General features: G+C 54.7%; 7 protein-coding genes. All 7 read left to right on the top strand.

Features of this window, described 5'->3' with window-relative positions; translation table 11 throughout:
• The first annotated feature begins 9 nt into the window (after positions 1–9).
• The 7 genes from J3P90_RS26285 (at position 10) to J3P90_RS26255 (ending at position 14041) form a co-directional block, all read left to right on the top strand.
• Complete coding sequence (locus J3P90_RS26285; protein WP_434676707.1) at positions 10–7404, top strand: DUF4165 domain-containing protein; 7395 nt, start codon at positions 10–12, stop codon at positions 7402–7404.
• A gap of 140 nt (positions 7405–7544) precedes the next feature.
• Entirely contained in the window at positions 7545–7886 is a 342-nt protein-coding gene (traA, locus tag J3P90_RS26280; RefSeq protein ID WP_434676706.1) for a TraA family conjugative transfer protein, read from the top strand.
• A gap of 118 nt (positions 7887–8004) precedes the next feature.
• Positions 8005–8718, top strand: coding sequence for a DsbC family protein (locus J3P90_RS26275; protein WP_013100909.1), 714 nt, complete (start codon positions 8005–8007; stop codon positions 8716–8718).
• A gap of 11 nt (positions 8719–8729) precedes the next feature.
• Positions 8730–11195 (top strand): type IV secretion system protein TraC, encoded by a 2466-nt coding sequence (gene traC / locus J3P90_RS26270; protein ID WP_434676705.1) that lies wholly within the window; start codon positions 8730–8732, stop codon positions 11193–11195.
• Positions 11195–11767 carry a S26 family signal peptidase gene (locus J3P90_RS26265; protein WP_013100911.1) on the top strand — a complete coding sequence of 191 codons (573 nt, stop codon included), beginning with the start codon at positions 11195–11197 and terminating at the stop codon, positions 11765–11767. The genes traC and J3P90_RS26265 overlap by 1 nt, the downstream gene beginning before the upstream one ends.
• Positions 11761–13002 (top strand): TrbC family F-type conjugative pilus assembly protein, encoded by a 1242-nt coding sequence (locus J3P90_RS26260; RefSeq protein ID WP_434676704.1) that lies wholly within the window; start codon positions 11761–11763, stop codon positions 13000–13002. Before J3P90_RS26265 ends, J3P90_RS26260 begins: the two co-directional genes overlap by 7 nt.
• Positions 12989–14041: a TraU family protein gene (locus tag J3P90_RS26255; RefSeq protein WP_434676703.1), complete on the top strand. Its 1053-nt coding sequence runs from the start codon at positions 12989–12991 to the stop codon at positions 14039–14041. The genes J3P90_RS26260 and J3P90_RS26255 overlap by 14 nt, the downstream gene beginning before the upstream one ends.
• The last annotated feature ends 26 nt before the right edge of the window (positions 14042–14067 follow it).

The raw sequence follows: 14067 nt of genomic DNA, 5'->3' as shown, positions 1-14067 counted from the left end.
AGTTCCACGATGGGTAAGAATAAGACCCGAGGACCATCGTTCCTCAATAAGGTGAGTGGTGCGCTTTTAGGCGCACTCGCTTTGGCCATTGTGCCAATCAATGGTGCGTATGCCGACCTTGTTAAATACGGTTACACGAACAGTGCGGGGGATCAAATCCATACGGAGCCAGGCACAGGGTTTATCAACCCCTCCACTGGCATATCGTTCATGGTTAGCGGTGGCATTGACCGAAAACTGCGCATAGCGGTGACTGCTAACGGTGCCGCCACACCTGTCTTCACTAAGGAAAGTTCAAAGGTTCTTGGTGCGAGCGACGTTATTTCATACAACGGCGAAAATTACTACGCCGAAGAGTTTGTTAGTCCGAAGCTACCTGATGGACGCTACACCGTAAAAACAGAAATTCTGTCCAGCGCTGGAGCTGTTGTTAAAACTGAAAATGTTCCCCTCGTTATTGATACTGCTGGCCCAGTAGCAGGTACATTTGCCCCGCGCCCATATACATGGGGTGAGCCCGTTCTCACTGGCGAAGTTTGGAAACTCGGCCTTGCAGCAATCGATGCTTTGACATATTCGAGCTTCGTCCTGGATGGGTTATCTGACCCATCGGGAATTAGCAAGGTCACCGCTAATGTATATCGGGAGTCCGGTGCTCTTTATAAGGCTCACAATGTTCTTTTTTCGGAAGAGAGCAAATCGGCTTCAATTCAGTACAGAACAGATTTCTTTCCTGATTCAGATTTGGATGAGGTATTTGGACTGGAGTTCGTTGTCACTGATAAAGCAGGTAACTCTACGGCCACCAAGCGTCAAAAGGTAATGTTTGACAACATTGCCAACGCGCCAACTGAACCGTTTGGTGTGTATGATCCAAGTGTATCAACCACTCTCGCGCCAGGACTAAAGGGATTTGTTCCCTATGTCGCCGGATCTTATGTCAAAACTAATCCGATACGGCTTGCATGGAGAATCCCAAAGAGCAACTGGCACACCTACCGGCAAGGAGGTATACGCTTCACAAACAGTTTTGGAGAGAACCAGATTGTTGGCGAGGATTCGGCCTATGTTTACCTTGTCGGGTCGCTTCCATATCGAGCAGAGGACAATAACTACATCAAGTTCTCTAACTTTGGCGAGTGGGGCTCACAAGGAACTATCCGTTACGATTTAGTATTGCACCCGTCTGCCCCGAAAACTCCCGTCATAAGCCGTATCGAATATTACTTTAGCGACAAAGGCTGGATGAGCTATTCGAGCAGGGTAGTCTCGCCTCAGGAATTGCCTGTCACGATCACGAAAGTTAGGTATACCGTCGAGGCACGCCCTTTTGATCAAGTGGCTACTCACATGGGCACATGTACTATTCCTGCCGGTCAGACCCAATGCGAAATCGCAGTCACCCGCCAGCTGAGCAAAGGCACATCTGGATATCTTCATGATCAAGGCGTGCTGAAAAGTGCAGACGGCACGTTGAATGCAACTGGCCAATGGGCGAACGTCTGGTGGAACGACCTGTATCTGCCAGTCCTGACTTATACCTATAACTCTTCGGAGATGATACTGACTCTCAACGTCAGGCAACCGCAGCAAGGCGCGTATCAAAACTATCTTCGTCACAATACGTCATGGCTTGAAAACACTAGCGGAACAGCACTGAGCGTTACCAAAAAACTCACATCGTCATCTGGTGAATATTTTGAATACGAGTTCGATCTGAAAACCCTGCCTGAAGGCTCCCATGATCTGGTTGGTGTTGCTAGCGAAAATCTAGGCGCAATAACAAAGCTACCGCTTTTCAAGTTTCAGAGCGATCGGACAAAGCCAGTTGTTACGGTAAGCAAGGGTGTGAGTGATTCTATTGATACACTCGACAAAATCACCTTTACGGTAACTGACAATAAAGACCCCGCACCAAAGATTACATCGATCAGCTTGACTGGGGGGCCGGCTAACGAATCTATTGCTCTTTCGTTCCGCAAGCTCAATGCTACTACCTATGGCCTTGAGTACCCGATCCTATTCCCGTCCTTAACGGCTGGAGAGAGTTATACGCTCAGAGTCAATGCGCAGGACTCACAACAGAACAAGGGTGTTGGCTCAACCACGTTCCTCTACAGCCCTAAGATGGCTGGGATCGTTGGTCACGTAAACGGTCTCGTTAATATCCCTGCGGTGCCAAAAGAGTTCAATCGTAACGATGGCTCTGTGGTGATAAACAGCGAACAGCTAAAGCTTGCAGACGGTACGCCAGTTTCTGGTGTTTATGATCTGCTGGCAACGCTCAGGTCTGACGCAGCAACACCTCTAAAGGTTGGCGGTGTTCTCGTCAATCCGGGGGCAACAGTAACGATTAGCCAACACAACTTCACCAGTACCGGCGGTAAGATATCGCTACCTGTTGTTCCGGTAACTGAGGGAGCTACCGGAAGTAATGGTGTGATCATTTCTACCTCCGCGCCGAATGCTCCTGTGGTGTACGCCGATATCAATACCTGGATGCCCAAGGTCACGCTTGGCATCAACAATAAAAATCCTGTACAGGCAATGACTGACACCACGGTAAAGTTGTCCGCTTCGGCTAGCAGCATTTGCCCTCTAACGACATCTTCCGCGGTGGCAAGGTCTGCCGATCCCATCAAGTCGCCCATCTGCTTGCTTGAGTGGACGAGCATTCCCCGAGGCCTTCAGCAAGTAGAGGTTTCCGGTGCACCGCACCCGGTCACTCAGCTGACAGGGCGAGTCCTCGACGCAGGCCAGCAGAAGGTCGCTTATTCCCTCTATGTATTCAACAAGGGTACGGAAAAGGTACTGCTGAGCAGCGGTGAGGAAATGCTGAGCGTCAAAGCTGCGGCCGGCTCAACAACCTTCATCCAATCGCTGCATGAGAAAAGTGTTACTCGTGCGATTGAGACTGCATCCGTCACCATGACGCAGCGCTCGGGCCCAACGTGTTCGATCACTGGTGATGACGCAGCGGCAAAGACTGCTGGCATGAGCGGCGGTGCCTTGAAGTGCTTGATTGAGTTCTCGGTCATCCCGAAAGACCTGAGCATCAAAGCGCTCGATCCTCTTGAGTTGGCAGGAGTTTTCACCCGTTCCGGGCAGCATCCGATCCGCTGGACGGCTAGCGTCTACGACACAACCGGGAAAAAGATCACCCTCGAAGAGGGGCAATCGGTCATTCAGGTAATAGAGCCGCCTGTAACAACGAAACTGACGGTCAGCGTCAACGAAAGCTCATCGGTGGACGCAACTCCCGTAGAGGATTTCCCGGCGGCGTGGGAGAAGAAAACCTATTCAGTTCTGTCGAGCCCGTCCCAGGGCTCTGTAGTAGCGACCACTACCGGGTTCACCTACACCCCGAACACTGGATACGTTGGCCCCGATGAGTTCAGGTACCGCGTGCAGGACGTGTCTGGGATGAAGGCTGAAGCCACCGCGGTTGTGAATGTCGCGAAGTTCAATTACGCCCCTACCTGGACGGGAGTAACCATTCAGGCCCGTGAAGGGCAAGTTAGTGACCAAGTTGATCCTGAGGTGCATGACATCAATCTCTGGGACAGCCATACGTTCAAGATCCTCACGAACCCGACGCACGGGACTGTCCGAGTGTTCTATGGCCGTATGGAGTACACCCCTAATCCGGGTTTCTATGGGGAAGATTCGTTCACTTTCAGCGCCACGGATCAGGAAGGGCTCAGTGTAGAAGGAGAGGGGAAGGTCACTGTTACTCAGTTCAATTTTGCACCAACGGGTATCACCCCTTCGACATTGAAGATGTACGCAGGAATCGGTGGAACGGCCGATCTGAAAGTGATCGATCCGAACAACTGGGGTTCGCACACCTTGCAAGTCGTCAAACAGCCAGCACATGGCCACGTGACGGTGGAGGGAATGAGCATCACCTATAAGACCGACGGCCAGGCTGAAACCTCAGTACAGATTCGTGCCATTGACCAGGATGGCCTCTATGTCGATCAAGATGTTGTCCTGAAGCTTTTGCCGGCCTGGGAGATGTTCAAAGACCGCGAAGTTCAGCCTACCTCGGTGGCCCCGAGCATCCCGGCCGTGAAGCACCAAATGACGACTCGTTTGGGTGCCTATGCGCTCCGAATTCCCGACCAAGAAGTGATTCAGGCTCTCGGCGGCGAGATCATCGCCATCGTCACGCCTGACTCGAAAGTTGGGGTGACACTGGAGCATCGTGAGCTTTCTCAAGGCACGGGTATGCGTCTGGTACCTACGAAAATGACTGCCGATCTGCTGGAGGCCCGTTTAGGTGGCCTGGATGTTGGGGTCGATGGCCAGGCGCTGGTCTATCTCAGTCGCGCCGATATGACCGGCCCTGTCTATTCCGTGCCGGTAACCGTATGGGCTCCGGAGGGCGTACTGACGGCTGATGCATGGGAGATTCTGCAAGCGTCCGGCCGTGCTCAAATCAGCTTCAGCCCGAGCAATGGGGCATGCAGCATCTTGACCAGCGAAGCTGTCGCGAAGCCGAAAAATGCACTTCAAGATCGTGCTTGCTACGTCACTTGGACGAAAACCCCCGATGAATGGCGCAACGCTAGTACCTTGGCCAATCTGATGATGGATGCCGGCGGGAGTTCTTTGGGAAACCAGACTATCGAGGCTACCGCCTATGTGTTTGACCCTAGCGGCGTGAAGCACAAGATTGCGAGCTTCACTCGTGACTTGACGATCCTTCCGGTTGCAAATCAGATCCGCTTTGGCCTGAAGCCAGCACCGGCAGAGGCCTATCAGAATGTGCAGCAACTTTCCTTGTTGCTCCGTCACACGGATGGTCCTGTGTGTGATGCAACGGCGAACGAAGGCGTTGCGAAAAAGACGGCTCAGCAATGGTCGAGCCGCCCATCGTGCCTTATCCGTTGGATGCAGATGCCAGAAGGCATGGCCCAGCAACGCAACACCGTCACGCCACTCGCGGAAGGAACAATGACCCTGCTTGGAGCGAACATCATCTCCTGGAAGGCATCCATGTTTACGCCGAGTGGTCAGGAAATCGATATTGGCTACGGAGAGCACACCGTAAACGTGATCGAGCCGCCGGCAATCGAAATCGATATGCCGGCAAGCAACCTGGTGAAAGAAGGGCTGTATTCGGTCTCACAACTCGGCGGCTATGTTGGTAGCGCATCAGTGACTGCAATCGCAGCTTCCTTGGACGTGGCGATCAATCGGGCGGATGCAGTGATCGAACGGTCTACGATTCCGAGTTACGGTCGTGCCCAGCGGTTTAGGCGCTACATCGAGGGGGCCGAGGCTCCCCTGTGGAGCGTAACGCCATACTCCGTTGACGTTGGATACACCGCGTTGCCAGAGATGAGGTCGACCAAAACCGCGTCACTCCTGGCGGTCCCTCACGACAAAATTCTCCCTGTCATTCTCAACGACGAGAGAACTGTCCTGGATACGGTCAGCCTTCCAATCCGCGTGGCCATCAAAGACACCCGCTACATGGAGGATGCATATCGGCTGAGCAGCATGGGCGACTGGGATATTCGCCTGCTTTCGACAACTGCCGGAGTGAATTATGAGCCGATGACAAACTGGGAGCCCATCGACGAGAACGGGGAGGTTGAGTTTGAGATCGATCTACAATCGTTGACGAACAAAGCGGTTCGCATCATTGCTGAAGCGCGTGTTCGCTCCCCTGTGCCGGAATACGAGCTGACTCGGGAGTCGGGTTCGCCAATGGTTCTCTCCGTTCTCAACGGCGAATCTCTCGATGGTTCAATCCAGGCATTGCGGGTTATCGGCCCAGCTCCTCTTCGCAGCAGCTTCTACGCCGTCACCAACGATCGCTACCAGTCAGGAGACCTTGGTGACGTGCGCTGGGAAATGAGCAAGGACGGCGGCGTGACGTGGGAAGACGTTGAGGCCAATGCGAAGCTGCCGCAACGGCTCAGCATGGTCTTTCAGCGGGGTACATATCTGCTGAGGGCAGAGTTGACGAACCGCCATAGCGGCGCGAAATCCATGACCCCTACCGTTGAAGTTATTGCCTATGTCGTGCCCGTTGCCCGCATTAAAGGCCCAGCAAACGTGTTTATTGGTGATAGCGGTACGTTCACGCTCACTGACCTCAAAGGTAATGCGCTCGATACGACCGGAATTGTTGTGGAATGGTCGGAGGATCGCGGTAAAACCTGGGCCGCTGGGGAGGGCTCCTACCGGCTGAGCCGCAACTCTGCTGATCGTGTGTACCTCACGGCCAGGCTGAAATACTCAGACTCACCAGAGGATAAGCGCGTCTACAAAACCCTCCGCGCAGGCGTTGCGTTTAGACCTGTCCGGCCGCCTCGTGTCCAGATCATCGGGCCGCGCCGTCCTGAGGTAGGAAAGGAAGCTACCTGGGTCGCCAACTTGATGATGCCGTACCCGAAAATGGATATGACAATGGATGGTGAGTTCATCCTGCCTGACGGCACAGTCGTCGACTCCACTGAGGTGAAGTACACCCCAACTCGGGAGGACATGGAGAAAGAAGAGAGCTACATCAGCGTCCGATCTTGGATCAATGGGTATGAGGATCGAGGCGGTTTGGGCCTAACTCAGCACCGTCTTATTTTCTGGTCGTACGACTGGCCTGAGTGGAAGATCAACACCAAATACTCAGCCAAGTATGCGCCGGCAGACTTGACCATGACGGCTCGCTCTCTTGGCTTGTTCCGAGAGTTCGAGGGCTTGACCATCGAGTGGGATATCCCACCCTACGCCGGCCTCGAAATGATCAAGGACTCCAGCCAGACCAGTCGCATCGTTCGACTGACTGAGCCGGGGATCTACACATTCGGTGCTCATATCACCGACTCGCGGGGCAACTACAGCTATGCCGAAGCAGAGATGGAGTTTTTGGAGCCAATACCGTGGGATGTGAAATTGTCCTGGAGTGGGGATAACGACGCGAATCGTGCCCCGCTGGCCGTTCTGATCCGACCATCAATCACCGGCGGGCATCCCAAGGATCAGATACTCAGCAAAACGTTCAGTCTCAACGGGGAGACGCTATCAAGCTCAGGGGACTATGGGCGAGCGACCCTTGAAGAGGAGGGCGTGTATACGGTGAAACTGGATGTCGCCAGCGCAATGGGGCACACAGCAACAGGCCAGGTTGACATCTCGGTGGCAAGGAATAAGCCCCCGGTCTGCAAGCTGGAGCTTGTGGTCGGTCGAACCTCCTGGCTGGCAAAAGCCGTTTGTACTGATGAAGATGGCCGCATGGCCAAAAACCTTTGGTTCATCAATGGTGAGCAGCAGGCTCTCAGCTCAAACAGCATCTCTGTGCCCATGTGGCGTTATCCAGATGGCGAGCCGGTAATTACGCTGGTAGGTATCGATAACTCCGGCGCGGAATCGCCTCCAGTCTCCAACAAGTAAAAGAGAAGGGCCGCATAAAGCGGCCCTTTTTAATTTCCGTCGACAAATGCGCCTGAAAGCGAAACACAGGCTTACGGAAAGCACGAAAAATGTCTCCTGAGCGCAGCCCCTGCGCATGTCAACCTCTAGGAGCAAGACCAATGCACGTCAACAAAGCAACCCTCCAAACGATGGCCATCGCAGCGGCAATGGTGGTCGCCGGTACCGCGCTCGCGGGTACCGGCGGCGATACGTTCGATAGCGTGTGGATTACCTTGACTGAGTGGATGCAAGGTACCCTCGGCCGCATTCTGATCGGTCTGATGATCCTCACCGGCATCGGCGCGGGCGTTCTCCGCCAATCGCTTATGCCGTTCGTTACTGGCGTTGGCGGCGGTGTTGGCCTCTATGCTGCGCCGGATGTTATCGAGTCGGTAATGTCGGCAACTATCCCAGCAGCTGTAGTCACCAACGCTCTCCAAGCCCTGCCTGTAGGCTTCTGATCTCAGTCAGAACGCCTCTCTGAAAGGCCTCTTTTTCCGACGCTAAAACGTCCTGAAAAAGAGGCCTTTTCTTTTCCGGGCCAAATATTCTGGGTGAATCGACTCAGGAGGTAAGCCCATGTTCAAACCAACCCGAACCATTCTTGCTATGACGCTGCTTGCATTGGCTGGCACCGCAGTAGCAGCGAGCCCTGCGGACAAGAACGCAGACAAGGTAGTGATGCTTCCTGCGTCTGCAATGCTGGCGATCGAGAAGAACGGCAAATTCGCCATCATCAGCGATACCGGCCGATTCATCATCCAGGGAACGGTTTATGACGTGTGGGCGAAGAAAGAGTTAAAAACCATCGAGGATGCTCGGATCGCCGCCCACTACATCCCAGTGGATAAGACCAACCTCGGTTTCAAGGATCTCGCCCCCCTCACAGTCGGCAACGGTGAGAAAGCAATCACCATGTTCTCCGACCCTGCTTGTGGTTTCTGCAAAGAGATCATTCAACAAGCCCGCTCATCCCTTCCGGAGGGGTATCGACTCGACGTGCTGATGTTGCCGCTGCTCAGCCAAGAGAGCGCGGTGCGCACCAAAGAACTCCTCTGCGCGAAAGACAAGGTTGCTGCGTGGAAGGCTGGCGCTTCCGGCGACATGAAAACTCCTCTCGAACAGCTCCCAACCGCGCAGTGTGATCTCGATGTGATCTCGAAGCGCCGGATGACAGCTCAGTTTCTTGGCGCTCGAAATGTCCCTTTCCTCATTCGTGATGACGGTTTGACCCGAGAAGGCAAGCCTGAAGAAGGCCTGCGCGCCTGGATTGAATCGAATCGCACCCTCTAAGGAATTCAGAAATGCTTAAAGCGCTTATCCGCTCAACACCTCGGCTCTCGAAGCTGATCAACGGCCTCGCCTACGAGCCGAATCTTTACCTGTTCCAGCTGGAAGGGAACCGCCTAGGATTCGCATTCCTGTGTTCCCCGCTCTCAGGCTCAAACGGGGATGAAGGCGACCGCCTGAAAGCTGGTTTGACGGTCGACTGGCCTGAGAAGACAACGATCCAGTTCAGCCTGATTTGCACTGAAAATATCAATGAGATGAAGACGGGATTCCTTCGTCTGCGTCGGGCCTTCCGTGAATCCGGCCGCACTGACCTTCCCGTGGAAACCCAAGCCTTGCTGGAGAAAGTGACGAACGCGCGGGCCGAGTATTTCAGTGACCGAACCATGCGCCCAGTTGATTCAATCTCAGGTGTACGCATTCGTGAACAGAGCCTGGTCGTATCCGTAACAATTCCGATCGCCAATGCGTTGCCTACCCAGACAGAAGCGAACGCGGCGAAGGAGCTTTTCGACGGACTGCGAACCTCGCTGGACAGCTGCAACCTGGCAGCCGTGCCGCTCACCAACGACTCCTACCGGGAAATTTTCTCCTCCATCCTGAACCAGGGGCCATCAGCATCGTGGCGCGAAGATCCGGACATGAAGGCGGACACAGACAAGCCCCTGAATGAGCAGATCCTCGACTACAACCGCAGCCTCGACGTGAAGAAAGACCACCTTCAGATCGGAGATGACTGCTTTGTGAAAACGCTGTCGGCCAAGCGCTTTCCTGATGTCATGTGGCAGGGCGATGCCTCTCAGTACCTCGCTGACATTCTGTCCCAGCGCGGCGGAATCCGGGGTAACTGCATCATTAACATGACCCTGTATTTCCCTCCCCAGCTGGACACAAAGGACAAGCTGTCGAAGCGCCGCCAATGGGCCATCAACCAGAGCTTCGGCCCGATGGTGCATTTCGTACCCGTTCTACGGAAGACGAAGGAAGCCTATGACACGCTGTTTGAAGATCTCGACAAAGGGCTTCCCAACGTACAGGCGACAATGACCCTCGTGGTATTCGGCCGGAACCGGGAAGACCTCATTCAGGCAGCGTCGAATGCGAAGAGCCATTTTGCCACGCAGGGCTTCAGCCTCATGGAGGACAAGTTCTGTGTGCTGCCCGTGTTCGTGAACTCCCTGCCTATGTGTGCCGACCCGGATGCGATGAGGGAGCTGTTCCGGTTCAAGACATTGAGCCTCACCCAGGCATTACCTTTGCTGCCGATCTATGGCGATTGGAAGGGCACTGGAACCCAGGTGGCCCCGTTCATTTCCCGAAACGGTCAGCCGGTTAGCTTCAACCTCTTTGACTCCGACACCAATTACAACGCGATGATCGCGGCCCAGTCGGGCTCCGGTAAGTCGTTTGCGACCAACTATCTCATCACGTCGTATCTGAGCATTGGAGCGAAGGTGTGGGTCATCGACGTGGGCCTGTCCTACCTAAAGCTGTCTGAGGCGTACAAGGGCGACTTTGCACGCTTTGACCAGGAGTCGAATCTCTGTCTCAACCCCTTCGAGCTGATTGAAGACTACAGCGAGGAAGAGGATGTCCTGGTTGGGCTGCTCTCTGCTATGGCTGCCCCAACCGTGCCCCTGATCGACTTCCAAACCGCCGGGCTAAAAAGGCACCTCACGCAATGCTGGGAAGAGTTGGGCAAGACGATGATCGTCGACAACATCGCTGATTCTCTGCTTGGCGACCCAGACCCGCGTATTCAAGACATTGGCCATCAGCTCTTCGCATTCACCTCGAAGGGGCAGTACGGCCGTTTCTTTAACGGCAAGAACAATCTCAACTTCAAGAATCCCTTCACCGTACTCGAGCTTGAGGAGCTGAAGGGTCGCCAACACCTTCAGCAAGTTGTGCTCCTTCAGCTGATCTACCAAATCCAGCAGGACATGTACCTTGGTGAGCGTGACCGCCCGAAAATTGTGATCATTGATGAAGCCTGGTCGCTGCTCTCCCAGGGCAACGTTGGTGAATTCATTGAGCACGGTTACCGGCGATTCCGGAAATATGGCGGTAGTGCCATTGTCATTACCCAGGGGGTCAACGACCTCTATCAGAACAAAGTCGGACAGGCCATTGCTGAAAACTCCGCGTTCACCCTCCTACTCGGTCAAAAGGCCGAAGCTATTGATGCTATCCAGGAAAACAAGCGTCTGCCGCTGGGAGAGGGTGGCTATCGAATCCTGAAGACTGTTAAGTCGTACAAGGGGCATTACTCAGAGATCTTCATGCTCACCCCCCGCGGGGCCGGTATCGTGCGCCTCACGGTGGACCCATATTCGATCCTCCTCTACTCGACCGCACCTGAAGATGTGCAGGCGATCCGAAACTACACGCTCACTGGCGTTCCGCAGGATGAGGCAATTCTGCGCGTGCTCCGTGACCGAGGTGTCGAGTACAGCTCTAATCCGGCGGAAGTCGCGTAATGGCGTTGTCGAACCCCTTCAGCATTGAGGCCAAGGTGCGAAGGGCAATGGCGAAGGTTGAGCGAGATCGAGCTCCAAAGCGACTCTCGGCAGCTTTTCTCGGCAAAGGCCTACTCTTTTCCGCAGTGGTTGCCGGCAGCGTTGTGCTGCTGGCATCCCGTTATTCGATCGCTATCGCTAGCCAGGACTCCCTATGCCTGCCCCCTTACAGGCTATGGATCATCGATAAAAAGCAGGATGACCTGGTGCGAGGGGAAATCTATGCCTTTCACTCCAAAGGTCTGAGTCCGATCTTTGCTGACGGCACGATCATCGTGAAGGTGCTTGAGGGAATGCCTGGCGATCGCGCCAAGGTCACGCTTGATGAAACAACCATCAATGGCGTGTCCGTAGGCAAAGGGCTTCTGGTAGCCAGCCAGCACGGGATTGATCCCCAGAAATACGTTCGGGAAGGGGAAATAGGCGAGGGCCGTTACTGGTTCTTCGGCCGCACGCCAGACTCATTCGACTCCCGCTACTGGGGCTCAGCGTCGACAGACCAAATCATCGGGAAGGCGTATCCAATATGGTGAAAAAGCAACTAGCCATGTGCATTGGGCTGGCCTTCAGCTGCACGATGGCCATCGCCGGCGATGACCTTGGCATTCGCAAGTACGACATAAATGAATTCGATCCTGCGCTCCTCGATCAGGTCAGGGAAATCAGCCGAAATGCGAAAGCCGCGCGCGAAGAAGTAAGCGGCCGAGATAACATGAGCTGGGTGAGTGAGATGGCCGAAAAGGCCATCGTTCAAGGCAGTGATGAAGAAGCCCAGCAGAACGATTCAGGGCTCGCCAGCGCAGATGGCTCAGATCGCGAGAAAAAACATCCCCTGGGCGATGGAAACCGCACTCTAATTTTCGTGTCGTGGTCGATGGGGGCAACTGCCCTCAAAGACATACTGCTGTCCTTTGACGGACTGCCTGGTGTTGGCATCGTTTTTCGAGGCATTCCTGATGGTATGTCGATGGGCGATGCTGTGACCAAAATGCACCTCCTCACGCAAGAGACGCAAAGCACAGTGAGTGTTCTGCTCGATCCTCTCGCATTCCAGCGTCATAGCGTTTCAGCCGTCCCCACCGTCGCTCTCGAAGCACCGAATGATGCTTTGATCGCTAAAGCTGCTGGGTCGTCTTCTGTCAGCTATATCGAGGGAGCGGTTAAGGAGGGCAAGCGGGGGGATTTAGGCACTATTGGCTCCACACAGGAAATCATCGAGCCAGACCTCATGGAGGTTGCGAAACAGCGCATCGCAGAGCTGGACACCGACGCCATGAAAAAGCGAGCAATCGCCCGGTTTTGGGATAACCACAAAGGGCATCCATTGCCGCCGGTAACGGAGAGTGCCACCCGCCTCGTCGATGCATCGGTCATTGTTCCCGATGACATTCTCGATAGCCAAGGCAGGGTTGTTCAGAAGGCAGGGAGGATTAATCCACTCGACATGATGCCTTTTGACCAGAAACTGGTCGTGATTGATCCGACGCAACCTTGGCAGGTTGCCCTGGCGAAGCGTGAATATGCAGACCATGGGGTAAATCTGACCGTCACTGTGATGGCGACTCAGATACCCACTGCCTCTGGTTGGGATCTGTTCAACAGCGTTCAGGACAGCCTGGATGCGCCCTTGTACCTGCTGCCGCCTGACATGGCGGAGCGCTTCCAAATCCGTCGAGCCCCATCTGTCGTAACAGCCGACACCAAAAACTTTATCGTCCGCGAGGTTGCTCAAACAGCCTTCGAGGAGGCCAATCATGAGCATCAATAAGGTAATAACCGCCGCAATTCTGGTGATTGCAGGCATGTTTTCCATGCCAGGGATAGCGGCTGAGGCGTCCTCTTCCGGAGAGGTGATGTGTGAGGACTCTGGCCTTTTTGGTCCGAAGTTGTTCACCGACATCTGCTGGGCGTGCCTCTTCCCAATTCGTGTTTCTGGTGTGCAAATAACCCCCGGCACAGCCCCCGCGAAGGCTACAAAAATGGTCTTCTGCATCTGCCAGCAAGGCTCATCCTCGATCTACAAGCCCGGAATCATCACTGCAATGTGGGAGCCGGCACGGATGGTTGAAACTGTCCGTAAGCCAGGCTGCTCGCCAACCCTAGGTGGTGTCACGCTGCCGCTTGGCAACAAGCGCAGCTATGGCCGACTTCGGCAGGACAACAGCACCCAGACAGGTCAGGCTGCCGGGTCGTTCTACCACGCGCATCTGTATGCATTTCCGCTACTTCAGATCCTCGATCTCTACACGCCTACCAAATGCAACCCGGACGGTTATCTCGACCTCGATATCATCTCTTTCACTGAGATCGACCCGACCTGGAACAACGGTACGTTGGCTTTCTTCCAGCACCCTGAGTCCGCGGCCGTGGCAAACCCAATCGCTATTGCGGCCTGTGCTGCCGAATCCGCGCTGGTTACCGCTCGAAAGGAACCTCTTGAGTCGCTTTGGTGGTGTACCGGTACATGGGGGAGCATCTACCCATTTGCCGGCGTAACCGTGGCGCAAGATGCAAACCGGACGACAGCATTGCTGGCTGCGCGAGTGATCGCTCAGCAACACCGCAGGGGCCTCGCTCGACGCACTATGGGTGATGAAAACGTGTGCAAGGCGGGTATCTACCCGACGATTCCGAAAAGCCAGTACAAAGTGACCCAGTTCTGGCCAAAGTCGCAGAACAGCAGAGCAATGTGGCTCGGAGAACCGCCGCAGACTTGGGAGGGTGGGCCTAGTCGGCATGTTCCAGGTACTGGGAACGATGCCATGTACATGTTCTGGCGATGGACAGATTGCTGCTCGAAGCTCTAATGGAGAATCCGCCCCTAAGGGCGGAT

The organism is Pseudomonas sp. D3-10 (genome assembly GCF_051132175.1).
In the GTDB taxonomy this organism is placed as follows: domain Bacteria; phylum Pseudomonadota; class Gammaproteobacteria; order Pseudomonadales; family Pseudomonadaceae; genus Aquipseudomonas.
Note: the sequence above shows the minus strand (reverse complement) of the source record. Positions and strands in the feature narration are given on the sequence as shown.

Excerpts from the sequence above, each read along its gene's own strand:
- J3P90_RS26285 (WP_434676707.1), top strand. The coding sequence starts at position 10 with ATGGGTAAGAATAAGACCCGAGGACCATCGTTCCTCAATAAGGTGAGT.
- traA (WP_434676706.1), top strand. The coding sequence starts at position 7,545 with ATGCACGTCAACAAAGCAACCCTCCAAACGATGGCCATCGCAGCGGCA.
- J3P90_RS26275 (WP_013100909.1), top strand. The coding sequence starts at position 8,005 with ATGTTCAAACCAACCCGAACCATTCTTGCTATGACGCTGCTTGCATTG.
- traC (WP_434676705.1), top strand. The coding sequence starts at position 8,730 with ATGCTTAAAGCGCTTATCCGCTCAACACCTCGGCTCTCGAAGCTGATC.
- J3P90_RS26265 (WP_013100911.1), top strand. The coding sequence starts at position 11,195 with ATGGCGTTGTCGAACCCCTTCAGCATTGAGGCCAAGGTGCGAAGGGCA.
- J3P90_RS26260 (WP_434676704.1), top strand. The coding sequence starts at position 11,761 with ATGGTGAAAAAGCAACTAGCCATGTGCATTGGGCTGGCCTTCAGCTGC.
- J3P90_RS26255 (WP_434676703.1), top strand. The coding sequence starts at position 12,989 with ATGAGCATCAATAAGGTAATAACCGCCGCAATTCTGGTGATTGCAGGC.